This is a genomic window from Pseudosulfitobacter pseudonitzschiae, assembly GCF_002222635.1.
In the GTDB taxonomy this organism is placed as follows: Bacteria; Pseudomonadota; Alphaproteobacteria; order Rhodobacterales; family Rhodobacteraceae; genus Pseudosulfitobacter; species Pseudosulfitobacter pseudonitzschiae_A.
Genome location: NZ_CP022415.1, coordinates 156,885 through 183,194, shown reverse-complemented (window position 1 = coordinate 183,194; position 26,310 = coordinate 156,885). Strand labels below are relative to the sequence as shown.

The 26,310-nt window shown below is 58.9% G+C and carries 21 protein-coding genes and 1 pseudogene; 14 read left to right on the top strand and 8 right to left on the bottom strand.

What is annotated here, in order from left to right:
* The first annotated feature begins 88 nt into the window (after positions 1–88).
* Both SULPSESMR1_RS00825 and SULPSESMR1_RS00820 read left to right on the top strand, forming a co-directional pair.
* Positions 89–292, top strand: a complete 204-nt coding sequence (locus tag SULPSESMR1_RS00825; protein WP_089419117.1) for an MbtH family protein — start codon at positions 89–91, stop codon at positions 290–292.
* A complete protein-coding gene (locus SULPSESMR1_RS00820; protein ID WP_089419116.1) occupies positions 289–4,149 on the top strand; it encodes an amino acid adenylation domain-containing protein in 3,861 nt (1,286 codons plus the stop codon). Before SULPSESMR1_RS00825 ends, SULPSESMR1_RS00820 begins: the two co-directional genes overlap by 4 nt.
* 44 nt (positions 4,150–4,193) lie before the next feature.
* Here SULPSESMR1_RS00820 and SULPSESMR1_RS00815 read toward each other — a convergent pair whose 3' ends face one another.
* From SULPSESMR1_RS00815 to SULPSESMR1_RS00805, 3 genes are read right to left on the bottom strand one after another with little or no spacing between them, the layout of a single operon-like run.
* Complete coding sequence (locus SULPSESMR1_RS00815) at positions 4,194–4,976, bottom strand: ABC transporter ATP-binding protein (protein ID WP_089419115.1); 783 nt, start codon at positions 4,974–4,976, stop codon at positions 4,194–4,196.
* Positions 4,973–5,917 (bottom strand): FecCD family ABC transporter permease, encoded by a 945-nt coding sequence (locus tag SULPSESMR1_RS00810; RefSeq protein WP_089419114.1) that lies wholly within the window; start codon positions 5,915–5,917, stop codon positions 4,973–4,975. Before SULPSESMR1_RS00810 ends, SULPSESMR1_RS00815 begins: the two co-directional genes overlap by 4 nt.
* Positions 5,914–6,903: a FecCD family ABC transporter permease gene (locus SULPSESMR1_RS00805; protein WP_089419113.1), complete on the bottom strand. Its 990-nt coding sequence runs from the start codon at positions 6,901–6,903 to the stop codon at positions 5,914–5,916. Before SULPSESMR1_RS00805 ends, SULPSESMR1_RS00810 begins: the two co-directional genes overlap by 4 nt.
* A 191-nt stretch (positions 6,904–7,094) precedes the next feature.
* Between SULPSESMR1_RS00805 and SULPSESMR1_RS00800 the strand changes: the two genes are divergently transcribed.
* The 11 genes and pseudogenes from SULPSESMR1_RS00800 (at position 7,095) to SULPSESMR1_RS00750 (ending at position 20,580) form a co-directional block, all read left to right on the top strand.
* The gene (locus SULPSESMR1_RS00800) at positions 7,095–8,027 is read left to right on the top strand and encodes an ABC transporter substrate-binding protein (RefSeq protein ID WP_089419112.1); all 933 of its coding nucleotides are present in this window, start codon (positions 7,095–7,097) and stop codon (positions 8,025–8,027) included.
* Between the two features lie 131 nt (positions 8,028–8,158).
* On the top strand, positions 8,159–10,306 hold the full coding sequence (locus tag SULPSESMR1_RS00795; RefSeq protein WP_157728941.1) for a TonB-dependent siderophore receptor: 2,148 nt from the start codon (positions 8,159–8,161) through the stop codon (positions 10,304–10,306).
* A gap of 290 nt (positions 10,307–10,596) precedes the next feature.
* Positions 10,597–11,141: pseudogene (locus SULPSESMR1_RS00790) on the top strand (IS6 family transposase).
* Complete coding sequence (locus SULPSESMR1_RS00785) at positions 11,113–11,340, top strand: hypothetical protein (protein ID WP_157728940.1); 228 nt, start codon at positions 11,113–11,115, stop codon at positions 11,338–11,340. The pseudogene SULPSESMR1_RS00790 and the gene SULPSESMR1_RS00785 overlap by 29 nt, the downstream one beginning before the upstream one ends.
* Before the next feature lie 465 nt (positions 11,341–11,805).
* Positions 11,806–12,654, top strand: a complete 849-nt coding sequence (locus SULPSESMR1_RS00780; RefSeq protein WP_157728939.1) for a PhnD/SsuA/transferrin family substrate-binding protein — start codon at positions 11,806–11,808, stop codon at positions 12,652–12,654.
* Positions 12,655–12,657: 3 nt separating this feature from the next.
* The gene (locus tag SULPSESMR1_RS00775) at positions 12,658–14,088 is read left to right on the top strand and encodes a sensor histidine kinase (protein ID WP_089419109.1); all 1,431 of its coding nucleotides are present in this window, start codon (positions 12,658–12,660) and stop codon (positions 14,086–14,088) included.
* Positions 14,075–15,322: a sigma-54-dependent transcriptional regulator gene (locus SULPSESMR1_RS00770; protein WP_089419108.1), complete on the top strand. Its 1,248-nt coding sequence runs from the start codon at positions 14,075–14,077 to the stop codon at positions 15,320–15,322. The genes SULPSESMR1_RS00775 and SULPSESMR1_RS00770 overlap by 14 nt, the downstream gene beginning before the upstream one ends.
* Before the next feature lie 218 nt (positions 15,323–15,540).
* Positions 15,541–16,002: an arsenate reductase (azurin) small subunit gene (locus SULPSESMR1_RS00765; protein WP_240311433.1), complete on the top strand. Its 462-nt coding sequence runs from the start codon at positions 15,541–15,543 to the stop codon at positions 16,000–16,002.
* Between the two features lie 13 nt (positions 16,003–16,015).
* On the top strand, positions 16,016–18,481 hold the full coding sequence (locus tag SULPSESMR1_RS00760) for an arsenate reductase (azurin) large subunit (RefSeq protein ID WP_089419106.1): 2,466 nt from the start codon (positions 16,016–16,018) through the stop codon (positions 18,479–18,481).
* Between the two features lie 63 nt (positions 18,482–18,544).
* Positions 18,545–19,801 (top strand): molybdopterin molybdotransferase MoeA, encoded by a 1,257-nt coding sequence (locus SULPSESMR1_RS00755; protein ID WP_089419105.1) that lies wholly within the window; start codon positions 18,545–18,547, stop codon positions 19,799–19,801.
* 173 nt (positions 19,802–19,974) lie between these two features.
* Positions 19,975–20,580: an ATP-binding cassette domain-containing protein gene (locus SULPSESMR1_RS00750; protein WP_198362826.1), complete on the top strand. Its 606-nt coding sequence runs from the start codon at positions 19,975–19,977 to the stop codon at positions 20,578–20,580.
* Here SULPSESMR1_RS00750 and SULPSESMR1_RS00745 read toward each other — a convergent pair.
* The 5 genes from SULPSESMR1_RS00745 to SULPSESMR1_RS24855 form a co-directional block, all read right to left on the bottom strand.
* Positions 20,577–21,779, bottom strand: coding sequence for a CaiB/BaiF CoA transferase family protein (locus tag SULPSESMR1_RS00745; protein WP_089419104.1), 1,203 nt, complete (start codon positions 21,777–21,779; stop codon positions 20,577–20,579). The genes SULPSESMR1_RS00750 and SULPSESMR1_RS00745 overlap by 4 nt on opposite strands.
* 92 nt (positions 21,780–21,871) lie before the next feature.
* Positions 21,872–22,840 (bottom strand): Bug family tripartite tricarboxylate transporter substrate binding protein, encoded by a 969-nt coding sequence (locus tag SULPSESMR1_RS00740; protein ID WP_089419103.1) that lies wholly within the window; start codon positions 22,838–22,840, stop codon positions 21,872–21,874.
* A gap of 32 nt (positions 22,841–22,872) precedes the next feature.
* On the bottom strand, positions 22,873–24,405 hold the full coding sequence (locus SULPSESMR1_RS00735) for a tripartite tricarboxylate transporter permease (protein ID WP_089419102.1): 1,533 nt from the start codon (positions 24,403–24,405) through the stop codon (positions 22,873–22,875).
* Positions 24,406–24,412: 7 nt separating this feature from the next.
* Positions 24,413–24,808 (bottom strand): hypothetical protein, encoded by a 396-nt coding sequence (locus tag SULPSESMR1_RS00730; RefSeq protein WP_157728938.1) that lies wholly within the window; start codon positions 24,806–24,808, stop codon positions 24,413–24,415.
* On the bottom strand, positions 24,777–25,040 hold the full coding sequence (locus SULPSESMR1_RS24855; RefSeq protein WP_157728937.1) for a hypothetical protein: 264 nt from the start codon (positions 25,038–25,040) through the stop codon (positions 24,777–24,779). The genes SULPSESMR1_RS00730 and SULPSESMR1_RS24855 overlap by 32 nt, the downstream gene beginning before the upstream one ends.
* Between SULPSESMR1_RS24855 and SULPSESMR1_RS00725 the strand changes: the two genes are divergently transcribed.
* Complete coding sequence (locus SULPSESMR1_RS00725; RefSeq protein WP_089419100.1) at positions 25,033–25,977, top strand: LysR family transcriptional regulator; 945 nt, start codon at positions 25,033–25,035, stop codon at positions 25,975–25,977. The two genes, SULPSESMR1_RS24855 and SULPSESMR1_RS00725, sit on opposite strands and share 8 nt — an antisense overlap.
* Positions 25,978–26,310 lie beyond the last annotated feature (333 nt).

The window sequence follows — 26,310 nt, the reverse complement described above, 5'->3', positions numbered from 1 at the left end:
AATTCACCACCTGCCAGAATTTTTTAAGGGAAGTGAATTTTGCCCGTGCCGGAACGTCAGCAAGGAAAGAACTGAATGGAGAATCACAATGACCCAGCCTGACCTGACACAAACCCTCTGGCGCGTATTGCGCAATTCCGAGGGGCGCTTTTCACTGCTCCACGCCAATCACCCGATCCCTGCCGGTTGGTCGCCTGTGGGCGATGCGGCGGGCCGCGCCGACTGTCTAGATCGCATTGGTGCACTTTGGACAGACATGCGCCCTCTATCCGTACAAGAGGCCCTGAAATGAGTAAGGATTTTGTCTCTGCGCCAGCCGTGCCACTGACCCCGCTTGAGCGGCGCATCTTTGCACATGACCACGTCGGAGAACTGGCGCCCTTTACCCCCGAGTTGCTGATCTTGGGATTTGACCAGCGGCATGACCACGCCAGTCTGGTCGCTGCGATCAACGATGTCCTGTCGACCCATCCGGCCTTTACCGCGCGTCTTGATACGCTTGCGGGGGGCGAGGTGCTGCGCAGTGACTTGGCCCATACCCCTCTGGTGGTGCATGACACCGCAGATTTGCAAGCCGTCCGCGCCCATGCAGCGGCGCACAGGCCGGACCTGACCCGACAGGCAGCCTTTGCAGACCTGTGGCCAGACGGGTGCGGGGGGCATATTCTGGCCGTGGTCCTGCATCCCATTCTAGGCGATGACGCGACATTTGAAACCATTGAAGCGGCGCTGTTCGCTGCCCTTGGCCTGCGCTCCGCGCCATTGACATTCACAACAGCCCCGACCCTTTGCGATACAGAAACAACAGATGCTCGCAGGGTCTGGCGCGATCTGATGAACACCCATCAGACTGCACGCCTACCACATCGCTACGCCGCATCGGATCAGGTGGCACACACCGGAAAACGCTTTGCCAGACACGTCACGCTTTCCACACCACTCAGCGCTTTTACCACAGGCAACGACACCGCGACGTCCCTTGCCACAGCGCTTGGCATCGTCTTGCGCAGGTATGGCGCGCAGGGAGGGCTGCGCTTTGCGCTGGCCGCTCAGCCGGAAATGGCGTGGCGGCGCAGCACCAGTCTGCAACCCGTCTGTATTGTACCAGACCTGGGGGCGCGGTTTGCAGATAACGCGCAACACACAGCCAAAGCGTTGACTGCGGCAGCCGCTGTGCCATCCGAAATTCTGGTGCAAGACCAGCTTGCCCATGCAGGCGCAGATGTTCATCCGCTGGGCGCGATCGCACTGTATCTGCGCCGCGCCCGCGACTTGCCCCAAGGTATCTGCCATCACCTGCGCCCGTTGCCGCCAAGCGCCGAGGAACTGGTGCTGGTCGCAGAAGAGACACCGCAAGGGATTGTGCTGCACGCAGACGCCGATTCCGCGCTGTTCGAACCTGCATTGATTGAACGGTTTCTGGACCATCTGGCACGGGTTCTGCAAGCGGGCCTTGACCAACCCGACCTGCCCGTAGGCCGAATACCGTTGCTGGATACCGCCGAACTTGACGCGCTGTCGGCCCCCTATCCCGATGATACCCCTGTTGATCCAAGGGCAACGCACGAGATCATCGCGACCCATGCTCGAACTACACCGAATAAGGTCGCGATCATCTGCGGCCCCGACCGCCTGAGCCATGCCGAACTGGACGCCCGCGCCAATGCACTGGCGCACCGGCTGTGTGCTGCAGGGGTCGGGGCAGAAACGCCCGTCGCCATCCTGATCGAACGAGGCGCGGATGCGATTGTGGCGATCCTCGCCGTGCTCAAGGCCGGCGGATCCTATATCCCCGTGGAACCGGACCATCCCAGCAGCCGCAACCATCATATCCTGACCGATGCAGGTGTCGCGGTGGTCCTGACCCGCCGCACCTTCCGAGACCGGCTGCCCGCACAATTGGCTGCCCGGATCATCTATCTGGACGATATCAACGATGCGCCGCGCACAGATGCCCCGGCGGTCACGATCCATCCCGATCAACTGGCCTATGTGATGTATACATCGGGATCGACCGGCAAACCCAAGGGCGTGGCCGTCGAACACGGCCCCCTGTCGCATCACAATCAGACCACCGCGCGCGTCTATGAAATGAGCGCTGAAAGCCGCGAACTGCCGTTCCTGCCGTTTTCGTCAGATGGCGGGCATGAACGCTGGATGGTGCCGCTGATGGTGGGTGGATCAGTGGTGATCCCCGACGGGCCGCTGTGGACACCGGAACAGACGTTGGGCGCCATGCGCGAACATGGCTGCAACAACGCCTCGATTCCCACGACCTATCTGCAGCAACTGGCAGAATGGGCCGAAGACACCAGAACCGCCCCACCCATGCGGCTTTATTCCTTTGGCGGCGAAGGGCTGGCGCAATCCACCTTTGATCTGCTCAGCCGCGCGTTGAATGCTAAAACCCTGATTAACGGCTATGGCCCGACAGAAACCATCATGACCCCGATGGTCTGGAAGGTCGCAGCTGGCACGCGGTTTCACGGCATCTATGCCCCATTGGGCCGCGCCGTGGGCGACAGGCGGGTCTATGTGCTGGACGAGGATATGATGCCCTGCCCCCAATCAGTCGTGGGCGAGATTTATCTGGGCGGCACCGGTGTCGCGCGCGGCTATGTGGGGCAGCCGCAGGTCACGGCGGACCGGTTCATTCCCGACCCGTTCGGGCCGGAACTGGACGGCACATCCGGCGCGCGGCTGTACCGCACCGGCGATCAGGGGCGCTGGCGCGAGGACGGCACCGTTGAATTTGTGGGCCGCGTCGATTTGCAGATCAAGGTCAACGGATACCGCATCGAACCCGGCGAAATCGAGGCCGCGTTGCTGGCCGAGCCGGATGTGACCGAGGCGCTGGTGCTGCTGCGCGGCGACACGTCCGCGAAACGGCTGATCGGTTATGTCACCGGCCCCGCGCCGGGGAACGAAGACGCCCTGCGGCGCGCGCTTGAGATCAAATTGCCAAAGCATATGCTGCCCGAGGCGGTTGTCGTTCTGGAGAAGATGCCCACCAACCCCAACGCCAAACTGGACCGCGCCGCTCTGCCCCTGCCCGAGACGCGCAGTCGGCAGACAGCGGGCATTGCGCCGGACACGGCGACCGAGAGCCAGATTCTGACACTTTGGCAAGACCTGCTTGATCTTCCCGAACTGGGTGTGACGGATGACTTCTTTGCTATGGGCGGATCGTCTCTGCTGGCACTCAGGGCAATTTTCGGGATGCGTAAACTGTGGCCGGATGTGCCTCTGGCCATCGCCGATTTTTTCGATGCACCGACCGTTCGGGCCATTTCCGAACGGATCACACAGGGCGGGCAAACCGGCCGCGCGGCGATTACCCTGCGCGCCGACGGTACCCGTCCCCGGCTGTATTGCTTTCCGGGGCTTCTGGTTTCGACCCGCGAATACCTGCGGCTGACTGATTATCTGGGAGCAGACCAGCCAGTGACGGGGTTCCTGTGTCATTCGCTCAATGAAGAAAAACAACTGAACGTATCGGTGGCAGATGTGGTTGCAGACTATGTCGCCCATATCCGCCGTGAAAGCGCGGGGGCGCCGGTGGCGTTTCTGGGCTGGTCATGGGGCGGGTTGCTGGCATGGGAGGCCGCGCGGCAATTGCAGGGCGAGGTTGACCTGAAACTGCTCGGCATGGTCGACGTCTGTGATCTGGGCACCGATTTCACACCCGGCGTTGCGCCGGTTTTTGCTCCGGGCGAACGCGCGCAGCTCGAATCCGATTTGCAGGCCTGGCTGGCACGCACACAGATGCGCGCGCAATGGGATCAGTTGATCACCGCAATGGACAAAGAATGTTATGCGCAGTTTCTGCGGTTCATCGGAAACGAGGCCGATCCCCTGCCCTTTGACGGGCCGGAAATCTCCAGCCGCGAACATACGTTCTGGGTGTTGATCGACAATGCATTGGTGTTCCGCAAGCACAGGCTGACGCCGCTTGACGTGCCGGTGGCCTCGTTCAGTGCCGGCGACAGCCTGAGCCGTGGGCTGAACCTGATGGACTGGCGTAAATGGTCGGCGCGGGCGACCCCGGCCGAGATCGTGGCCGGCACCAACCACCTGCATATTATCGGCGAGCCTGCGTTTCACGAACGCTTTCGCGCGCGGTTGAATGCGGCCTTTGCGTCAGGGTGAAATTTTGTTCTGGCGGGCCGCTGTGCCCCGCCAGAACAACCGCGCTATTCTCTCGGATAGACCACAGGTTTGCCAAACACAGGGTCCCGCGCCACATCAACCTGCAGATCATACAAGGCCGCCACGGTTTGCGGTGTAATCGCCTGTTCCGCAGGGCCTGCACAGATCAACTGCCCGTCACGCAACCCCAGAAGATGGTCGCAGAACCGGCCCGCAAGGGTCAGTTCATGCAACACCATAACGATACTGCGCTGCTGTTCGTCCGCCAGTTGCCTCAGCAGACGCAGCAGCGACAACTGGTGCTGCAGGTCAAGAAAGGCGGTCGGTTCATCCAGCAGGATCACCGGCGTGTCCTGCGCCAACGCCAGTGCCAGCCAGACCCGCTGTCGCTGCCCGCCTGACAGCGCGGTCAGCCGTCGTGACCGGATTTCAAACAGTCCTGTCGCCCTTAGCGCGCGGTTTATGGCGTCATGATCCGCACCGGACAACGGCCTGAAGGCCTTGCGCCAGGGGGTGCGTCCCTTGGCAACCAATCCGGCGATGGTCATATCCGGCAAGATGGGCGGATTCTGGGGCAGATAGGCGATGCGGCGGGCCCGCTCTGTGGCAGCCAGTTCTGCCAGCGGCTGCCCCTCAAACGCAATCTGCCCTTCGTCTGGCTGCTGCACCCTCGCAAGACAGCGCAACAAGGTCGATTTCCCGCACCCGTTCGGCCCTACAATTCCGGTCAGCCCGCCCTTCGGAAAGGTGACGGAAAAGTGGTCATATATCTGACTGCGCCCAATACGCAGCGACAGGTTCTGTATGTCAAATAGAAAGCCTGTCATGCGCTGGCCCCTTGCTTTTCACGCCAGAGAAAGAAGATCAGATAAGGTGCGCCGATCAGACCCATGATCAGGCCCGTCGGAAAAACCGCGACGGGCGCAATCAACCGGGCCGCCAGATCGGATGCTGCAAGCAGGCACGCGCCGGTCAGTGCGGCGGGCCATATCGCCGGGGCTTCGGCCCCTGTGACAGAACGCGCCAGCGGCGCCGCGACAAAGGCCACAAACCCGATGGGTCCCACCGCCAAGGTGCTGGCGGCGGACAGGGCCGTCACAAGGCCCAGCACCAGAAAACGCATGCGCGGCAGATCGGTACCTAGTGACACCATGGCATCATCGCCCAGCCACAACAGCCCGAGGTCATGCGCGCGCACCGCAATAATCCCACCGCAAGCCATCAACACCAGCCACAGCCACCCCGCCGTGGCAAGATCGGCACGGGACAAGGACCCCGAAAGCCAGATCATGGCGCGGGCCGCCTTGGCATCCGGCGCGCTGACCAAAAGGATCGTCGTGACTGCCACGGCGGAGGCGCCAATCCCGATACCAAAAAGAACAAAGGCCAGAGCGCCGCGCCCACGCGCAAGGATGATCACCGCCATCATCGCCCCGGCCGCCCCGCACGCCGCGCCAGCCAGCAGGGCGACGTCCGCGATCAGCGCCACGGCATAGCCCAGACCAGCCCCCTGGGTCAGGCCGATGATATCCGGCGTCGCCAGCGGGTTGCGTGTCAGCCCTTGCATCAATGCACCGGCAATCCCCAATGCCAGGCCCGCCCCGACGGCAATCAGCACACGGGGCAGTCGCAGACCGTAGATCAGAAAATCCTGCGTGTCCGTCAAACCCTGTACCAGCGCCACGGGACCAAGCCAGTTCCGCCCTCCGGCGAGGGCCAGATAGACCAGCACCAAAAGCACCGAGGGCAGCAAGACGACCCGTCTCATGCCCGCGCCCGCGCGGTGCGCGGCAGCAGCCGCGTCAGTAGCACAACCAACCCAACGCCCCCGAACATGGCGACGATCAATCCGGCATCAATCTCGCCCGGCCGGGCGATCACCCGTCCCGCCACATCGCTGGCCATCAGCACCGCGGCCCCCAACGGAATACAATATCCGTATGCCTGCCGCAGATCCGGCCCCGCCAGGCCGCGCGCGGCAAAGGGCACCAACAGCCCCAAAAAAGCAATCGGCCCGACAATCGCAACCGAAGCACCGGACAGCACAGTGACCAGACCCAGCACAAGCGAGATGGTCACACGCGGATCGCGCCCCAGACTGTGGCTTTGGTCTGCTCCCAGCGTCAGCAAGGACAGCCTTTCACACACGAATAGCCCTGCGACCAGTGCGGCTCCGATCACCATCAGCGGTACTGTCTCGCCCCGTGGAACGGGCGGGATCGCACCCGAAATCCAGCGCAAATACCGCGCCTGGGATTCCGCATCTGTCAGGATAAGCATCAGCGCCAACGACAGGCACAGCGCCTGTATCGCAAGTCCGGCCAGCGGCAGACGGAGCGCGATACCGTCGTTGCCCAGACCGGCATCGCCCCCCGCCAGCAGCCACAGCACCACCCCGGCCAGTCCCGCCCCCGCGATGGCCGACGCCATCACCAGACTCGCGCTGGCCTGCGGCAAAAATTGCGCCGTGGCCACCGCCATCAGCGCGGCCCCCGCGTTGATGCCGGTGATGCCGGGATCGGCCAGTGGATTGCCCGTCAGACTTTGCAGCATCAGCCCCGACACCGCCAAAGCGGCGCCCACGGCCATCGCACACAAAGCCCGAAACGTCCGCCCCGTCAGCAAACCCGTATCCCCGCGCAACAGGACCTCTGCAGAAATCTGTGCCGTGCCGAACCGCAAGGCACAGACCAGCACCAGCGCGCAGGCGCTCCACAAAAGTAGGCTCAGAAACAGGGGGCGCAGCGGGGCCATGGCGATCCATCAGAATTGGAGGGGCTGGCGGGCACAAGGCTGGCTGCGCGCCAGATAGCGCCTATCCTGTGCAGCGTGCAACCCCCCGCCCATCGCTTGGCCGATCGCTTGACAGTGCTGTGGCCCCAGTTGAATGTCCGCGCACCCAGCAGTCGCCAGGCTCCCAGCATCCCTGCCCCAAGGAGTTCCCGATGCGCGCCGCCCTGCTGTTTTGCCTTTTCCTGTTGTCCGCGCCTGCACTGGCAGAGCCGGTTGAGATCATCCATCGGTTCGGGACCACCCGAATTGACGCACCGCCGCAGCGGATCGTGTCTGTCGGCTATCATGAACAGGATTTTCTATATGCCTTGGGCATCGCGCCTGTGGGCGTGCATGACTGGTTCGGCGCACGGCCCTTTGCCACATGGGTCTGGGCCGATCCAGCGCGCAAGGCAGTTGGCGCGAAACCGCAGGTTCAGCGCGGGTTCGAGATTGATCTGGAATGGGTCTGGCAATTACAGCCCGACCTGATCGTGGCCAGCTTTGCGCCGATGGACGCAGCGACCTATGACCAGTTGTCGCGCATCGCCCCCGTGGTGGGCCCGCCTTCGGGATACCCCGACTGGGGTGCGCCCTGGCAGGAAGAACTGCGGCTGATCGCCCGTGCCACAGGGCGTCAGGACCAGGCCGAAACGATAATAGCGGATGTGGCCGCCGTGCTGGCCGACATCCGTGCCAAATACCCCGCGTTCGACGGGGCAAGTGCTGCAGTGGCCCATGTCGCAGGTACCAAGCTGGTGGGATATGGTCCAGCAGACGGTGCAAACAGGTTCATGACGGCGTTGGGATTCAGCATTCCAGACGACTTTGACACATTGGCGTCCGAGGCGGGCAACTTCTCGGTCAGCCTTGAACGGATTGACCTGTTCGACCGCGACGTGGCCCTGTGGCTGGGCGATGCGGCGGGGCGGACGCTGGTCGAAGCCTTGCCGGCCTTTCAGGCCAGCGACCTTGCGCAGTCGGACCGTTCGGTCTGGGCCGATGAACAGGAAACAGGCGCAATGAGCTTTCAAACCCCGCTGTCCATTCCCTGGGCGGTACGACGGCTTGCGCCGAAATTTCACCAGGCATTGCAAGGCGACTAGACCGGCAATACCGGATTGACACCCCCCCGCAGAACCGTAAATTGCGCCCACCCAGGTCACTCCCAGGCGAGTGCTGATCTCTTATTAGCATACCGTGCATGACATCATGCCCCGCTTGGATAGGACCTGAGATGACATATTTCGCCCCGCGCCGATTTTCCCTGAACTGTATTCTGGCAGGCTGCACCGCGCTGTCCTGTGTAACGCTGGCCGTGCAGACGGCACAGGCGCAGGATGCTGAACCAATGGAACTGCCGTCGATCCTTTTACGCTACGAGCTCGACTATTCCGGCCGCGTCGACGGCTATCTTGCTCCGGCTACGGAAACCGGTGTGAAATCCGGCGTGCCGCTGAGCGAAGTGCCCCAATCCATTTCTGTCGTCACCTCGACCGAGCTTGAGACCCGAAGCCCCGACGAAGTCGAAAACGCAATTGCCTATGTGCCGGGTATCAACCCGTCGACATGGGGCACCGACGACCGGTTCGACCAGTTTTCCATCCGCGGTTTCGACATGGGGTCAAGCGCGCTGTACCGCGACGGCCTGCCCCAAAAGGTGCTGAGCTTTTCGGCCTTTTCCACCGATCCGTTCATGATTGACCGAATAGACGTGCTGCGCGGCCCCGCCGGGGTTCTCTATGGCTCGAACGATGCGGGCGGAATGGTCAACCTTGTGACCAAACGGCCGGTTTTTGACCGTCTGGCCGAGGGGCGCCTGAGCTATGGCAGCCACAACACCGCCGAAGCCGGTTTCGATTGGTCCGATACCATCAGCGCCGATGGCACGATGGCCGCGCGGGTGACCGGCCTGCAGCGAGACGGCGAAACCGAAGTCGACAGCTCGGCCAACGACCGGGCGTTCCTGTCAGGTGGCTTTACCTGGGCGCCATCGGACAACACCACGTTCACATTACTGGGCCACATACAACGCGACGCCAAGACTCCGATTATTATGTCGCCCGTTGCTGGTGAAGATTTTGATGCCTCTCTCGGGGCATTGCCCGGCGATTTCGCCTATCGCCAGTCGGATTACAACCATTTCAAGACCACGCAGGAATCTTTGGGTTGGGAACTGACACACCGTTTCTCGGAGGGGCTCACTTATAACCAGCGCGTTCGTTTTGCCCATCAGGAAACCGATTACGCACATCTCGACTACACACCCTCAGATGCCACTTCGGGCCTGACCTACTACGCGTTCCGTAATGACGAAGATGCCCGCACCATCGGGTTCGACAACAACGTGGAATGGGAAACACAACTCTTCGGTGCAGACAACAGCGTGATTGCGGGCATTGATTACCAATACAGCCGCTCCAGTGTCACACAATATTACGATGGCACGATCTACACGCTGCCCATTTCCGACCCCAAATTTGACTTCATTGTTACCGATCCGGCGTTGTCCTCGCGGTCGCGGACGACCTACCGCGAAACCGGAATTTATGCGCAGGACCACTTGAAGTTTGCCAACGGCACAGCAGTCACGGCGGGTGTGCGGTACAGTTGGTTCGACAACGAAGCCGCCGATCTTCTGACTGGCAGCACAAGCAGTCAAAGCGACAATGCCGCCACCGGCATGTTCGGCGTAACACATGAATTTGCCAACGGGCTGACGCCCTACATCGGCTATTCCGAAGGGTTTATCCAGAACGTCGGCACGACCATTTCAGGCGAAACGTTGGACCCGTCGAAAAGTCGGCAGTGGGAAACGGGGCTGCGGTATCAGCCATCGAACAACCTGATGCTCAGCGGCGCGCTGTTTGATCTGCGCAAGACCAACGTCAAGGATTACGATCTGGCCGATCGGACCTTTTCAAGCTTTACCCAAGTGGGCGAAGTACGGTCCAGAGGCTTTGAACTCGAGGCGCGGGGCCAATTGACAGCCGACCTGCAAGGCATCCTGAGCTATAGCTACCTCGACTCGGAGATCACCAAATCGTCGGATGCATCCAAGCTTGGGAATTCCAATGCGATGGCCCCCAGCCACCAACTGGCGCTTTGGCTGGATTATGATGCCTCGGCTTTTGTGCAGGGTCTGACAGTTGGCGCAGGCATCCGGTATTCGTCCGATTCGTTCTCGACCCAGGACAACGGGCGGATCACACCCAGCCACACAATCGCGGATATGTCGATGACCTATGCGGCTGACAACTTTAACGTAAACCTGAACGTCAGCAACCTGTTTGACCGCGACTATTACGGCGTTTGCTATGACGGATATGGCTGTGTCAAGGGCGAGGGCCGGATTATCAAAATGTCGCTCAGCCGACAGTTCTAAGCGTCAGCGTTGCCGGATGGAACGCCGTTTGGTGCGTTTCGTTCGGTGACCCGGCGCTTCGCTAGGACGCCCCCCAAGGAGCGATTCCAACACCCTGCATCGCAATTGTCCATCGACGAGTCCGTGAAAATAACCGCGAAGATCATCACAGATTGGAATATGGTGACATCCTTCGTAGATTTTTTGCCATATTCCCGAGCTTTCCCGCTTGGCCTGCCTCGGGGACTGTATTCAGAAGGGCACCGTAAAGTTAATGCACGTGCTGCGTTGATATGGGATGGGGCCGCATGATCAAAAAGAACGTCTCTCCACTCTATCACCGGCATCGTTTCCCGCCTGACGTAATCGTCCAAGCGGTCTGGCTGTATTTCCGGTTTCCGCTCAGTTTGCTGATGGCCGAGGGTCTGTTGGCTGAACGCGGTATCATCGTCTCGCATCAAACTGTCTGGGCTTGGGCTGAAAAATTCGGGTGTCCGTTCGCCGCAGATCGAGGGATCAGTTTGCCGACAAGTGGCATCTCGACGAGGTCGTGATCACCGACAAATTGCGGTCATACGCAGCGGCAAAACGGGAAATCATGCCCGGCGTCGAACATCGATCGCACAAAGGTCTGAACAATCGGTCTGAGAACTCTCATCAGCCGACATGGCAACAAGAATGGGCCTTGAAGAAGTTCAAATCGCCTGCCCCATTGCGGCGATTTCTCTCCATTCACGATCCAATCACCAACCCGCTCCAACTCCCACGCCACGAAATGCCATCCTCCGAATTCCGCGAAATGAGATCTCTGGCTATGCGGACATGGCGTGAAATCGCTCAAGTTGAAACTCATTAAGGCCAAGGGCTCTGAATTTCTTTGGTCGACGCCTGTTAACTTTACGCTGCTGGCCAATGGACGCGGCACAAAAGCGCAGTTCGGCGGTTCTGGCATTGCGTTCGTATTTGAGGTGGTGGGCAAGAACCAGCCGTGGTCTCCGGTAAACGGTGCTTCGATGGTGCGCTCGCCAGAGGTTGCGCCGCGGCCCCGATCATAGTCGATCGACAACCCTATTTCGTTAATGTTCGATACCAATAGATCGGTGAACAACGATACCAGAGGCGTCATTACAGGTACGCAACCATTTAGCTGGATTCTGGCTCAAGCTGCGATGCGTAATCTGTGCCGCCATTGATGGGTATGTTATCTTCTCTGTTGGACCGACAGGTCCGGATGTCGCAGTTTGTGAAATCCAGAGAGTAGCTCCTGCGTTGAAATCTGGCACATTATGGGGCGCGGAGTTTCATCTTGCGATGTTGATCGGGGGGCGCAGGCATGTCTGCATCGATCATGTCCAACTAAATCGATACTTGAACACACGCTTCTGACTCACGGGCGAACTTGTCGATAGCTGTTTCGTGCGCAAGGAAAACTGTGCAAAGCTATCTGCACGGATCAATCAACGATCCTTCTGACCCGGGTTGAAAGTATACAAATCCTGGCCAGGGGAGGAGCCCAGACCATGGACCATCCAATTAACCGGCGCTCCCTGATGGCAGGAGCATTTGCGGCCATGACCGTGAGCCAGGTGCGGGCGCAGCCGGTCTTTCGCCTTGGGCTTACGCCAGTGTTTCTGGACAACGATGCGGCGGTGATCGACGGGCTGCGCCTTGCGCTGTCGCGCGGCATGGGCCGAGATATCGAGCTAGTGCAACGGCGGACGTATCAGGAAATCACTGGCCTTCTGCTGGATCGCTCGGTCGATGCGGCGTGGCTGTGCGGCTATCCATTTTTGCAACATACCGATGTCCTTGAGCTTGTCGCTGTGCCAGTCTGGCGCGGCGCCCCCCGGTATCAGTCTTACCTGATCGTCGCAGATGATGATGCCGCAACGGACCTCGCCGCCTTGCGCGGGGGAACACATGCGTTTTCCGACCCCGACTCGAATTCAGGCTATCTTGTCACCGCAACCGATCTGCTTCGAATGGGAAATCGGGTCGAGACATTTTTTGCCCGGTCGATTTTCACATTTGGCCACCGCAACGTGGTGCGCGCCGTAGCCGACGGCCTTGTCCGCTCCGGCAGCGTCGATGGCTATGTGTGGGAGGCGCTGGCCATCATCGAACCAGAACTGACCGCGCGTACACGGGTGGTTGCGAGGTCCGAATGGCTGGGTTTTCCGCCAGTCTGCACAAGACGGGACAGCATCGGGTTCGAGCCGGTTCAGTCGCTGAAAGCCGCGTTGTTGGGTCTCGAGCAGACCGAAGAGGGCCAACGTGCACTGGCAACTTTGCAACTCGACGGATTTCAGCGGGCATCGGCCGCACTGTTTGACGGTATCGCGGCGCGTATGGCTGATCTGGAGCGATAGCGCATGCGGACGCTTGGCCAGCTCCCCCTCTCCATCAAGTTGCCGCTTCTTGCGGCGGCGATGATGGTTCTTGTGGGGGCTGTCGCGTCGCAACAAGTCCTGCGTGCACTGGCGCGGGTTCAGGACGCGCGGGTTCAGGAGCTTGCGCAAATGCACGTCGAAGGGTTGTCGGTGGCTCTTGGACCGTTCGTTTTGCGCCGCGATAACTGGGAAGTGTACGACACGCTCGACCGCGCCTCGAAGGGCGGCGAAGACCAACGGATGATCTTGACAGTGGTGGCTGATGACCGTGGGCGCGTGCTGGCGGCGACTGACCCAAGACGTGTGCCGATGGATAGTGAAATCGACGATCTTGCGCAGAATGCCGTTGCGCTGGAAAACCTGACGGTCGACGGATCAAACCCCGTTCTGCGATTGTTGACGCCATTGGTCTATCAGGGCCGTGCGGTTGGTCAGATCGCAAGCGAACTGGATGTCTCTGACCTGCTATCAGAGCGACGGGGGGCCCTAATGTCGCTGATCCTCGGCAACGCACTGGCAGTCAGTTTCCTGTCGTTGGCGGGCTTTGTTGCTATCCGCAAGATGCTTCGCCCCGTCACCACGCTGGCGCGTCAGATGACCGAAACCCAAGGAGAGCCGCATCTGTTTCCAGCCGCCGAAATTCCACGCGGCGATGGTGAACTGGCGCGTCTTGCGCGCACCTACAACGCGATGGTGGACGCTGTTGCCACCAAGGCCGATGCAGAGCGCCGACTGGCCGAGCGGGAACGGTTTGTTGCGCTGGGGCGTTTGTCATCTTCGCTCGCGCATGAGATCAATAACCCTTTGGGCGGACTTTTGAATGCTACGGACACGATCCGCAGTTATCCTGACCGCCCCGAGGTGGTGCGGCAATCAGCCGACCTTCTGGATCGGGGTCTGCGCCACTTACGCGATGTGACCCGTGTAACGCTGGATCAGAACCGGCTGGATCACGAAGACCGGCCCTTGACGCCGGAAGATTTCGAAGACCTCAAACTTCTGATCCAGCCAGAGGTGTCACGATTGGCGCTGGCTCTGGACTGGTCGGTGCTCATACCGAAAAAAACCTCGGTTGACCTTGCCGCCGGACCTGTGCGCCAGATCGTCCTGAACCTGCTACTGAATGCCTGCATGGCTTCGGGGAACGGCGGAAAGGTTGGGTTGACGGCACAAAACAATGCATGCGGCCTCTCTATTGAGGTAACCAATTCAGGCCCGGAAATGCCGGAGGCTGCACTGGGCCGTCTGATGACAGACGCGCCGCTCTCGCCAGGGGGTGGTGTGGGGCTGCGGCTCGTGCGGGATCTGACGACGGGACTATGCGGGCGGATCTCGTATCGGCGCATCGATGGTCTGACATGCGTGCGCGTCACCTTCGATCGGGCACGAGGTGCTACAGATGCTCAGGAATAGATACATTATTCTGGTCGAGGACGACGAGATCATGGGCGCATCACTGGTGCAGCGGCTGGAACTTGAAGGCGCGCAGGTACTCTGGCTGAAACAGATGGTCCGGGGGCTTGGTGCGATCCGGACGCCGAAACAACCGATCGATGCGGTGATCTGCGATATTGGTCTACCGGACGGGTCCGGAGAAGAGTTGTTTGCGGCGCTGGCCCGCACCGGGACGCCGCCACCGTTCTTGTTCATTACTGGGCAAGGGGGCATAGGTCAGGCGGTTCGGCTGATCAAATCAGGGGCCGCCGATTACGTGACCAAACCTTTTGACATGGCGGTGTTTCTGGAAAGACTCAGCCTGCTTGTCAGGGCCCCTGACAAGCGTTCTCCAGAAGATGACTTTCCTCCTTTACTGGGCGTCTCACCGGCGGCACGAAAGATCGAGACGCTGATCGCCCGCGCTGCGGCAGACTCAAATCCGGCGTTGATCCGAGGCGGTCCGGGAACGGGAAAAGATCTTGTTGCGCGGCGCATCCATGATCTGTCGGATCGTTCTGCGGCACCCTTTGTCAGTGTCAACCTTGCTCGGGAAGCCGACGCGAACGAGGCGTTGTTTGCACCTGGACATGGCTTTGCCAACGTTGGGGAAGGCACGCTTTTTATCAACGCCATCTCCAGAATGACCGCGCAGGTTCAGTCAGACCTGCTGGGCAGACTGGACCACAGTTTCGATGGGCGCCTGATTGCGGCCTGTGGCAATGATTTGGAAACACTAATCGACGAGGGCCGGTTTAGTTCCGAGGTTTTCTACAGGCTGGCGCGGACCGAAATTCCCATTCCGCCACTCGCCAAACGACCCAATGATGCAGTCTGGTTGATGCAACAGCTTTTCCATAAACTTGTCCCCCGTCACGGGCCGGACGTCGAAGGGATCAGTGCGCTGTGTGAGCAGGCCATTCGCAACCACAATTGGCCGGGTGGCGGGCGCGAGGTGCGCGCACGACTGCTGCGTGGTCTTGCCATGGCGACTGGCCCGCTGCTGCAACCGTCAGACCTGTTTCCCGAACGCCTTGCCGCGCCCGATGACCTGATGTCGCTTTCCCAGGCGCGTGATGCCGCCGAAAGTGCACAGATCATCGCCGCGCTTGACCGAACCGGCGGTCAGATCGGTGAGGCGGCAAAACTTTTGCGCATTGCCCGCACCACGCTGTGGGAAAAAATGCAGAAGTTGGGCCTCTCTGGATCCTGACTGTGGCTGCAGGATGTTCGAAAATCCGAACGTGGAAATTTATCAATAAAATTCATGGTATAGCCGCAGTGCAGCATGGGATTTCAGCCCGTAGTCGGGGCTGATGGTATGCAATAGCATTCTGCAGGAGAGATTTTCTTCAGCAAGGGAGGACCCAGCCAATGAAGTGCAACCGTTTGGTCGACGCCGGGCGTCGACAGTTCATGAGAGGTGGCCTGATGGCCACCGCAGGTGCGGCGGCGGCGACCGTCATGACACCAGAACAAGCCAAGGCGCAGGCCTTGGCGCGGGTTGACTACCCGGCTAACCGTCTTGCCAATATCGCGGATCTGGAGGTGAACGAGCCGCTGGATATTGCTTATCCTGACCCTGACAGCCCCGGTATTCTTCTGAAACTCGGGCAGGCCGTCGAAGGAGGAGTAGGGCCGGATAGTGACGTCGTTGCGTACTCGGTTCTGTGCCCGCACAAAGGCTGGATGATGAGCTACAATGCTGATGACAAGACCCTGAACTGCCCAGGCCACCATTCTCGTTTTGATTGCGAAGCCAGCGGTCAACAGATCTGGGGGCATGCCACGCAGAACCTGCCGCAATTCCTGCTGCGGGTCGAGGACAACGGCGACATTTATGCTGACGGTGCAGACGAGCTGATCTACGGCCGCCTGTCGAACGTGTTGTAGGGGAGACAGTACAATGGCTTACAAAAGACAAATCGACCGCCTGCCGATCATCCCCGCGGATGCGCAGGAATTCAACGTGACGTGCCACTATTGCATCGTCGGATGCGGTTACAAGGCCTACACTTGGCCGATGAATCGACAGGGCGGAACGGCCCCAAATCAGAACAAGTTCGGCGTGGACTTGAGCGAACAGCAGTTCATGGAGAGCGAAGCCTGGTACGCGCCGTCAATGTACAACGTCGTGCGTCAGAACGGCAAGGATGTGCATCTGGTGGTCAAGCCGGATTCCGAATGTGTCGTCAATTCCGGCCTTGGCTCGGTGCGCGGCGCTCGTATGGCCGAAAACCGCCCCTCGAAAGTAACCGGTACGCAACAACAGCGCCTGTCCGATCCGCTGGTCTGGCGCAATGGCGTCTGGCAGCCGACATCCTGGGATGACGCACTTGATCTGGTCGCTCGTGTGACGGCACGCGTCATCACCGAAGGATCCGAGGATGATCTGGTCGTGTCTGTCTTCGACCATGGCGGCAGTGCGGGTGGGTATGAAAACACCTGGGCCACCGGCAAGCTGTATTTTCAGAGCATGAGCATCCGGAACATCCGTATCCACAACCGTCCGGCCTATAATTCCGAGGTGCACTCTTCGCGCGATATGGGCGTGGACGAACTGAACAACTCTTATGTCGATTATGAGTTGACCGACACTATCTTTGTCGTAGGCGCCAACCCGATGGAAACCCAAACCAACCTGTACCTCAACCATATGGTCAAGGGTATGCAGAACGGCGCGCGGTTCATCATGGTTGATCCGCGTCGCACAGTGTCTGTCAATTCGGCTGAACTCTATGCCGGCCCGGACAATGTGCTGCACCTTCCGATCAAGGAAGGCACCGATCTTGCGCTTTTGAACGCAATCATGACCGAGATCGTCGATCAAGGGTGGTCGGATTCCGATTTCATCGCCAATTCGACCTTTCAGGACGGGGCGGCCGTTGCACAAGACGAAGCACACCCCGCCAGCCTTGGCAGCCTTGACCACGCAATGGAAGAAATCCGCCTGTCGCTGGACGAGGCCGCCGAGATTTGCGGAGTTCCGGTCGAGGACATCGCCAAGGCCGCCGCATGGATCGCCAAACCCCATGACGATGGCAGCCGCCGTAAGGCCGCACTTGCCTATGAAAAGGGCATCATCTGGGGCAATGACAACTACCGCGTTGTCGGCGCAATGGTGAATATCGCACTGGCCACAGGCAATATCGGCCGTGAAGGTGGGGGCGTATGCCGTTTGGGCGGACATCAGGAAGGTTACTTCCGCCCCGACGAATCTGTTGTGGGTCGTCCGGCAGAGTATGTTGACCAGTTCTTGATCCGGGGCTTGGGCGGCGTGCATCATGTCTGGGCCTGCGACCATCACAAGACCACGATCAACGCATCCGAATTCAAGCGCGCGCACAAGCGCCGGTCGGACATGGTAAAGGATGCGATCGACTCGGCCGCTGGAGGCACCCGTGAACAGTTGGTGGATGCGATCGTCTCGGCCATCAACGCGGGCGGTCTGTTCGTGGTGGATATGGACATCATCCACAGCCAGATCGGCCAGAACGCTCATGTGATCCTGCCGGCCTGTGAATCGAACGAGATGAACCTCACCTCGATGAACGGCGAACGCCGCTTGCGACTGTCCGAGAAATACATGGACCCTTACGGTAATTCGCGGCCTGATTGCCTGATTGCCGCGGGCATTGCGCAGAACATGGAGCGGGTGCTGCGCGACATGGGACAAGATGCCTATGCCGACAAGTTCAAAGGCTATGATTGGGATACCGAGGAAGACGCCTTTATGGATGGCTACGGTGCGAAACACACCGATGTTACTTATGATCGCTTGCGAGATTCCGGCAACAACGGGGTGCAGGAACCAGTAGCGGGCTATGAGAATGGTCAGTTGATTGGAACGGAGCGGCTTTATACTGATGGCGTCTTCACCCGCCACGGTCGCGAAGATGGCAAGGCGTTGTTCTGTGCGTCGGGTTGGCGTGGTTGGCAGGCTGCGGGCAAAGCCCGTGAACAGGCCGCGCACAAGTACTGGATCAACAACGTCCGGGCCAACATCTTCTGGCAGAACCAGTTCCTTGACCAGAAGAACGAGTTCATACAAGAACGCTTCCCCTATCCGTTTATCGAAATGAATCCCGATGACATGGTCGAGGAAGGCCTGAACCCTGGCGATCTGGTCGAGATCATCAACAACAACGGTGTCACGCAGGGCATGGTCTATCCGACTGCCACGGCAAAACCCCGTCAGGTCGCGATGGTATTTGGCTCACCTGCGGGCAGTCAGGGCAACGTGATCAACGCGGGTGTGAACGAACTGGTCTTGCCAAACTACAAGCATTGTTGGGGCGATATCCGAAAGGTATCGAACGCCACGCGCGAAACGGCGGGCATTTCGTTCAAGTCCAAAGAAATTGCTCTGTAATCTCTGAAATTCATCGGCCTCACCCACCAAGGGTGGGGCCATTGCAAATCTGGGGGGGCATGCATGTTACGCCAATCTCAATGTTCCGCTGGAAAAGCGGGGCAAACACTGACCGTCGATGCAGCTCGGTTGCGGGCTATCGCTGCGGCTTGCCCGGTGGCGGATTCCGAAGTGCTTGATTTGGAGAATGCAGAGGGGCGTGTGACGGCATCGAAAATCGTTGCCGCGGCGAACCTGCCTCCGTTTGATAATTCCGCAATGGATGGCTATGCATTCTGCGTCGACGATCTGTCAGGAAACGGACCTTGGACCCTGCCGGTGGCCGACCGCATTGCCGCCGGCGACGGGCGCAACAACGCGCTGAAATCAGGCACGGCTGCGCGCATTTTTACAGGGGCCCCGATGCCGCATGGTGCGGATGCCGTGGTGATGCAGGAAAACATTGTACGAGACGGCGACACTATCACGTTGGAGCAGGCTCCGAGAGTTGGTCTGAATATCCGCCGCCGGGGCGAAGACCTGATGGTCGGCAAGCTCGCCCTTGCCCCCGGTCTGGCCTTGACCCCGCCGCGCCTGGCACTGCTGGCAGGAAGTGGTGTTCCACTTGTGGACGTGAAGCGCCAAGTACGCGTGGCGATCCTGTCCACAGGAAATGAACTGGCAGAGCCGGGGCAGCCGCTCAGACATGGCCAGATATACAACTCAAACCGGGTGCTGCTGCGCGCAACCTTGCGTCGCCTGCCTTGGGTGGATCTGACGGATCTGGGTATTCTGCCCGACGATCCTGCGATCATCCGCGCCGCGATCCGTGATGCTGCAATGCTGCATGACGTAGTGATCTCATCGGGGGGCGTTTCAGCAGGCGAAGAGGACCATATCCTCGATGCGCTTCGGGCTGAACATGCGGATATGGATATTCTTAAAGTTGCGATCCGTCCTGGCAAACCTCTCACCGTGGGTCGACTCGGCCAGTCGCTGTATTTTGGTTTGCCAGGAAATCCTTACGCCGCAGCGATCACCTTTTCCCAGATTGCCCGCCCGGCCTTGCGCCGCGTCGCGGGTCTGACCGAAGAGCCGGACACCTGGATCCCCGCCGTCGCGAGTTTCAACTACACCCGCACGACGGGTCGACGGGAATATGTGCCGGTTACATGGGACAGGCGTGATGCAATGGGCCGCCCGGTTCTGAACCGTCTGGGACAAGGCGCGTCCGCTTCGCTGTCCCCGGTTGCGCAGGCAATGGGTATCGCCGTGATCCCACCTGAGCTGTCTGTGGTGCATCGAGGTCAGCCACTTCAAGTCGAACCTCTTTGCGACTGACCGTTTCTGTACGAGGATGAAATAATTGGAAGGCGTATTTTAACAAGATCAATTTCCTGATGATGATGGTGCCGGGTAATCCAGCAGATAAGATCCAGCTTGAAAACATGCGGCGTGCGATGGGACTGGACAAGCCCGTGAACGTTCAGTTCCTGCTGTAGATCAAACAGGTGTTGGGTGGTCATTTCGGCTATTCAACGGTGAACGGCACACCGGTACTCACTCTGATCTGGGAACGGTTTGGTGTGACGGCCTTTATTGTCCTGGGGGCGATGTCGATCGCGGCCGTCGTTTCGGTTCCACTGGGTATGACAGCGAAATGGAAGCAGAACCGGCTTGCTGACATAGGTATCGTTTCCATTGCGTTCGTTGATGGCGCTCATCGAGATCGGCGTGCTTTCCCGCATGTCCCGATCGGCAACGATCGATGTCTTACGACTGCATTACATTGCCCGAGCGCTTGCCAGTTTATCTTCCAGTATCCCTATTCGTCGCTAGACCCTCGGATCAGAATAGGCGCGACAATCAAAGCAGCACTAAGGCAATCGAAGCTGGGTTCTGAAAAATCAGATCGGCGTGTTACCCAAGTGCTCAAAGACGTGTCCTTGGAGGATCTTGAACATCAGTATCCGCACGTAATGTCGGGTGGACAGCGGCAGCGCGTCGCGATTGCCCGCGCTTTGATCCGGCGTCCGGCATTTGTTGCGGCCGATGAACCCGTGTCGGCACAGAACCAAATAGTCTTGCGTGAATCCCAGCGAATGCTGGCACAGGATTAAATAATGTTCGCAGACCGCAAGGCGTCCAGCTTTTCTTGTGAAATGCCAGCCGCCCGCAGGACCGCTTCTGTATCGGCACCCAGCGACCGGGGCATCAGATCGGACGTGCTGTTTTCGCCATTAGCTTTGAAGCTCATGGTGGGAATGTGGATCGGACCGTCATGCCCGTCTATGCGGATTTCACGGGTCAAACCACGCGCGGCGACCTGTGGTTCGGCCAGCATCTCGTCTAGTCCGCGAATCCGACCCGCCGGCACTGCCGCTTCGGCAAGAATACCTTCCCAATCGGTTGCAGGTTTCGTCAGAAACGTTTGTTCAAGCGTTTCGCGCAGATTCTCCCAATTCGCGTGCCGTTCGGCCACATTTTCCCATCGGGCGTCTTGCAGGATGTCCTCGCGACCGATGGCATGACACATGTTGTGAAATTGTGTGTCATGGTTCGCTGCCAGCATCAGAATGCCGTCAGCGGTTTCAAATGCGCCCGACGAAGGGCTGGCGCTCCAGGCTTCGTTTCCGTTTTGAACGGGCTTCCAGCCGGTGGTCAGATGTGTGCTCATCAACGATGCCATAAGTGTCATCGCAGTATCCAGCATGGCCACATCCACCTGCACGGCGATATCTGTTCGCTCGACCTCGCGCAGCGCTGCGATGATTGCCATAGCAGCGTTCATGCCCGTGGCGTAGTCGATATAAGGAGCACCCACCTTGACCGGACCATCGCCGGGTTTGCCGGTGGTCAGCATGATACCACACATACCTTGAATCACATGGTCATAGGCTGGCCGGTTGCTGAACGGGCCATCCTGCCCGAATGCCGAAATGGAACAATAGACCAGTTTAGGATTGATCTCGCGCAGCGCTTCGAACCCCAGCCCAAGCCGTTCTGCAACGCCGGGTTTGAAATTCTCTACAAAGACATCGGCGTCGGCCAACAGTTGACGCGCGATTGCCAGCCCATCGGGCGACTTCAAGTCGAGCGTGACAGACTTTTTACCCGCGTTGTGCCCCAGAAACCCCAGTGCCATACGCCGTTCTGCCAACTCGGGCAAAGGACCACCGGTACGTGTCCAGTCACCTTCTCCCGGTTTTTCGATCTTGACGACCTCGGCGCCCATCAAGGCAAGTTGATAAGTGGCATAGGGCCCCGCCAGAACCTGACTGAGATCAATCACGCGAATGCCTTTAAGTGGCTGGAACATGGTTTGCTTCACCTTGGGAACAATAAAAGGAAATTAAAGATGCGGCTCAGGAAGGTCGGACAGCCCGAGCCGCAGGCGCTGGTGCGCGCCGTTTACCTGGGTTCGATTCCGGCGCTTTCAAAAATCGACCGGTTCTGCTCGTAGCTTTCGCGGATCTCGGCGGCGGCGGCATCCAGATCTTTGTAGAGGATCGGGATATTTGCCGCAGATACGACCCTGGCAAAATCAGCATCAGTTTCAGCCGCTTTCAAAGCAGTACTCAAACGCTCCAAAGCGGCACGCGGTGTACTTTTGGGAAGGATGAGCGTGGTGCGAGAGTCCATGCCCAGCGGATACCCCGCTTCGTTGATGGTTTCGACCTCGGGGGCCGATGGTTGACGGAACGTGGTCAGCGCGACGATGGATTTCAACTCATCCGGGTATTTGTAGTGAATGCCACCGGATAAAACCAAGGCCACCTGCTTGCCCAGAAGCGCATTCATCATGTCGCCACCACCTTTGAGCGGCACGATATTCACATCCAGCCCCTCTTGTTTGGCGATAACTTCCATGATCATCCGCGCCGTCGGGCTAAGTGACCCGTAACTGAAACCGGGGTTCTCTTTCCCCCAGGCAACGAATTCCGCAAGTGTGTCGTAAGGTGCGTCTTTTTGCGTCGCCAGAGACACTTGATAGGCGGTAATCATGCCGGCGTATTCAAAGTCGTCAGGCTTGAATGTCACTCGCTTCATGACGAAAGGCTCTGTGTTGATCACGCTGTTAGAGTGGAACAGGACCGTGTAGCCATCCGGCTTTGCTTTCTGCAGCTCGTGTGCCGCCAGAATGCCGCCACCGCCCGGTTTGTTAACGACATTGACCGGAACGCCAAGCTGGTCGGAAAGAACTTTGGCCGCGCCGCGCGCCACCAGATCGGTCTGCCCACCTGCCTTATACCCCACAAGCATGGTAAGCGGCCGATCGGGGTAATCCGCCGCACGGGCCGGGACTGCGTTCAGCCCGGTCAGCGCAATTAATGCCACTCCGGCGGCCTTTATAAGCTGTCTTCTGTTGGTCTTGTACATCTGTTTTCCTCCCAGTTTTCAGATTGCGATTGTTAAGTCTGGTCTGCTGTCTTGGAACCGGCCTGTACTAATTTCTGCGCAGCAAGGCGGTTGTTGGTTCGGTTAATCCAGACCACGGTAACAATGGTCAGCACAGCAAAGCCGATGGCGATCGGATGCGCCGGCAGGCGCATCAAATCGTGATCCAAGATTTGCAGAGATTGGCGAAAGGTCAGCTCGAGATTGGGGCCAATGACAAAGCCGATCAAAAAGGTGACAAAAGAGAACTCCAGCTTGCGGGCCAAAAAGCCCAACAGCGCAAAGCCCAGCATGAGATAGATCGAAAACAGCGTATTCGTATCCATGTAGGCTCCAACGCAGCACAGAAACAGCACAACCGGAATAATCAGTCTAATCGGCACACGGATGACCTGCGCGAAAATGCGTTGGCCGGTGTAGCCGACAACCAGCAGAATCAGACTGGCGCAAATCATCGCTGCATACAGATCGGCCACCATCTGCGGCTGCTCTACAAACATCATCGGTCCGGGCGTCAGTCCGTGCAACACCAGTGCCGAAATCAATATGGCAGCGATCACACTGCCCGGAATGCCCAGGGCAAACAGCGGCACAAAGCTTGCCGGCACAACCGCGTTGTCCGCGCTTTCGGCAGCTGCAACACCTTCGATCATGCCGGTGCCGAATTTTTCAGGCGTCTTCGAGGCCCGCTGCGTCGCACCGTAAGACAGAAACGAACCAACGCTGGCACCCAGCCCGGGAAGAATACCGACGAGCGAGCCGATCAACGTGCCGCGACCGATCACCGGCAGGCACCTGCGCCATTCGGACAGCGTGACCCGCCGGTCATCCGGCGTGGTGCTGTCATTGATCTTCTCCGCATCGCTGTCGATCTTGCGGGCATTTCCAGCCTGAATGACCATTTCGGAAATCGCCAGCATACCGATCGCCATCGGCACCAAAGAAATACCGTCGTCCAGTTCCAATAGGCCAAAGGTCATCCGCGGGATAAAGGTTTCGGTTTCGATTCCGATAGTGGCAAAGAAGACGCCGAACGCCGCAGCGATCAGCCCTTTGAGCATGGAACGACCCGCAAGCCCGCCTATGAACGTCAGCGAAAAGAGCAAAATGGCACACAGCTCGACCGGCCCGATCAACAACGCATAGCGCGCCAAAGGCGCCGCCAGAGCGATCAGAACCAGTGTTGAAAAGAAATCACCTATGACCGAGGCGAACAATCCCATCTTCAGCGCTTTTTGCGCCTTGCCCTGTCGCGCCATCGGATAGCCATCAAGTGTCGTGGGCGCTGAGGAAGGCTCTCCTGGTGTATTCAGAAGAATGGCCGAAACCGCACTGCCCGCAGCGCTGCCTTTTGCTATCCCGATCAGCAATGCAATGGCGGCGACCGGATGCAGGTAAAAAGTCATTGGGATAGCCACTGCTACGCCCGTGGCTTTGCCAAGCCCTGGCAAAGCCCCCAGCACATAGCCAAGCGTTACTCCGACGGTCACCCAGAACAAGGTGACCGGCGTGAGGACATTTTGAAAACCGATAAGAAGATGTTCCATACCACGATCACACGATCGCAGTACCGAGCACTTTGTAAAAAAGCGCCCAGATCGCCAGCAGTAAACCTGCAGGCATCAAAACCAATATAAGAGGCCGGTATTCACCCAGCAAAATGAGTGTCCCTGCAATCAGAACCACTCCGGCACCAAGCGGTGTGCCAAGCAAGAACAAGCCCAGACCTACAGCAAAGACCGCAGAAATCTTCAGCAAGGCAATCATCTCGCTGCGTGAAAATACGATTTCGGGCAGCAATGGCGGGTCATCCACCTTGCGCAAGGTTTTTACGATCAGCAACACCGACAGCCCAACAATGAAGATCATCGCCAGATTGGGAACCAGCCGTGGCGAGACATAACCTGCTGGGGCCTGTTCAATTTGCATCGGGATCACAAACGCCAGCATCAACAGTCCAAAGACCGCCAGTACCACCCCTGAAATAAGGTCCGCTCGTTTCACAAAATTCCTCCCGTTTGACAGGCTGTGCGGAAAACCGGTCCGGTGGATCGCACAGCGTTTGTCTTTTGCCGTTGCCAAATTCGTGGCTCCGGCGCTCCCCTACTTCAGGGGTAACGAAGGCCAGTTGAAAGGAGTAGCCGAAAGATTCTTCAATGTGATAGATATTTCTTATGACCATTTCATCCCCTCATCTCGACCGACTTCGTTTGCGCCAGCTTCGTCTGCTCGAGTTGATCGATACCCACCGTTCATTGCGCGCTGTGGGTGAAGTGATGAACCTGACGCAGCCGGCCGTATCGCAGATGCTAAAGGATCTTGAGTTTGCTTTCGGCGTGACGTTGGTAGACAGGTCGGTCCGTGGTGCAAAGCTTAGCCTATTGGGTCAGGTGGCCATGCAGCGGGCACGTACGGGTTTGGCTATTTTTGACAACCTTGCTGCGGACCTACACGCCGACCTGCCGACGGTTGTGCGCGTCGGCACCAATCCGGCTGTCATGCTCAAGCTCGTTCCTTCTGCGTTGCGTCAGATGGAAGCACATCGTGCCAACATACGCTTTCGGATCGAGGCGGGAACTGTCGGCAACATGATGTCGGGTCTGCTAAAGGGCGATCTGGATTGCTATGTCGGGCGTGTAGACTGGACCGCAACACCTGAACAAATGGCTGAAACGCTGCGGTATGAACCTCTGACCGAAACCAGCCTGGAGGTGGCATGCTCGGTCGATCACCCGCTTGCAGGCCGTTCCAGCGTTTCCGCGGCAGAACTGGCACAGTGGCCATGGGCGTTGCCATCGGGCGATACGAACAACCGCAGCAGCATCGAAACGGCTTTTCGCAACTGTGGCGTGACGGCTCCAGTTCCGATTGTCGAAGTTTCGGCCGACCCCACGTCGCTTTTGCGTCTGGCCCAGCGTATTGAACTTCTAATCTGCGTGCCAAAGATCGTTCTGGAAACGCAGGCCGCCGAAGGAAAAATTGTACCACTGGTAACCCCCGACCTTGATTTCCTGCCCATCCAGACCTGTTTTGTCACCCTACGAGAAAACGAAAACCTGCAATCGCTGCACCTGCTTCGCGAGGCGTTGTTGCACGTCTGTATGAAGCATTCGAGCTAGTCGCGAGAAGCCCGCCTTTGGCCAGCTCTTTGAGTAAGTCGTTGAGAACCAGGGCAAGGTTGTTTGTGTTCTAACCAAGCGGCCATGCGTTCACCTTCACAACCTCACGCTGACCAGCCTTGACTATGCGGGCCTCCATCAGTTCGTTAGTGATCGCCCCAATAATAAGAGGGTGCGGAAGCAGAATTTTCTCGGCAGGATAACTGAGAAGGTTCAGATGAAGAAAACATGGGTGTCCTGCGGCAGATTTAGAAGGGCGCGCACGTTTCCGGGCTGTACCGCGAATACGCATGGGCTGGCGCTACAACGATCCGGGCAAGGCGCAAACTCGCC

Coding starts and splice junctions, on each gene's coding strand:
- SULPSESMR1_RS00755 (WP_089419105.1), top strand. CDS start 18,545: ATGTTACGCCAATCTCAATGTTCCGCTGGAAAAGCGGGGCAAACACTG.
- SULPSESMR1_RS00760 (WP_089419106.1), top strand. CDS start 16,016: ATGGCTTACAAAAGACAAATCGACCGCCTGCCGATCATCCCCGCGGAT.
- SULPSESMR1_RS00770 (WP_089419108.1), top strand. CDS start 14,075: ATGCTCAGGAATAGATACATTATTCTGGTCGAGGACGACGAGATCATG.
- SULPSESMR1_RS00795 (WP_157728941.1), top strand. CDS start 8,159: ATGACATATTTCGCCCCGCGCCGATTTTCCCTGAACTGTATTCTGGCA.
- SULPSESMR1_RS00775 (WP_089419109.1), top strand. CDS start 12,658: ATGCGGACGCTTGGCCAGCTCCCCCTCTCCATCAAGTTGCCGCTTCTT.
- SULPSESMR1_RS00805 (WP_089419113.1), bottom strand. CDS start 6,903: ATGGCCCCGCTGCGCCCCCTGTTTCTGAGCCTACTTTTGTGGAGCGCC.
- SULPSESMR1_RS00725 (WP_089419100.1), top strand. CDS start 25,033: ATGACCATTTCATCCCCTCATCTCGACCGACTTCGTTTGCGCCAGCTT.
- SULPSESMR1_RS24855 (WP_157728937.1), bottom strand. CDS start 25,040: ATGGTCATAAGAAATATCTATCACATTGAAGAATCTTTCGGCTACTCC.
- SULPSESMR1_RS00735 (WP_089419102.1), bottom strand. CDS start 24,405: ATGGAACATCTTCTTATCGGTTTTCAAAATGTCCTCACGCCGGTCACC.
- SULPSESMR1_RS00810 (WP_089419114.1), bottom strand. CDS start 5,917: ATGAGACGGGTCGTCTTGCTGCCCTCGGTGCTTTTGGTGCTGGTCTAT.
- SULPSESMR1_RS00820 (WP_089419116.1), top strand. CDS start 289: ATGAGTAAGGATTTTGTCTCTGCGCCAGCCGTGCCACTGACCCCGCTT.
- SULPSESMR1_RS00780 (WP_157728939.1), top strand. CDS start 11,806: ATGGACCATCCAATTAACCGGCGCTCCCTGATGGCAGGAGCATTTGCG.
- SULPSESMR1_RS00745 (WP_089419104.1), bottom strand. CDS start 21,779: ATGTTCCAGCCACTTAAAGGCATTCGCGTGATTGATCTCAGTCAGGTT.
- SULPSESMR1_RS00740 (WP_089419103.1), bottom strand. CDS start 22,840: ATGTACAAGACCAACAGAAGACAGCTTATAAAGGCCGCCGGAGTGGCA.
- SULPSESMR1_RS00765 (WP_240311433.1), top strand. CDS start 15,541: ATGGCCACCGCAGGTGCGGCGGCGGCGACCGTCATGACACCAGAACAA.
- SULPSESMR1_RS00730 (WP_157728938.1), bottom strand. CDS start 24,808: ATGCTGGCGTTTGTGATCCCGATGCAAATTGAACAGGCCCCAGCAGGT.
- SULPSESMR1_RS00815 (WP_089419115.1), bottom strand. CDS start 4,976: ATGACAGGCTTTCTATTTGACATACAGAACCTGTCGCTGCGTATTGGG.
- SULPSESMR1_RS00800 (WP_089419112.1), top strand. CDS start 7,095: ATGCGCGCCGCCCTGCTGTTTTGCCTTTTCCTGTTGTCCGCGCCTGCA.
- SULPSESMR1_RS00825 (WP_089419117.1), top strand. CDS start 89: ATGACCCAGCCTGACCTGACACAAACCCTCTGGCGCGTATTGCGCAAT.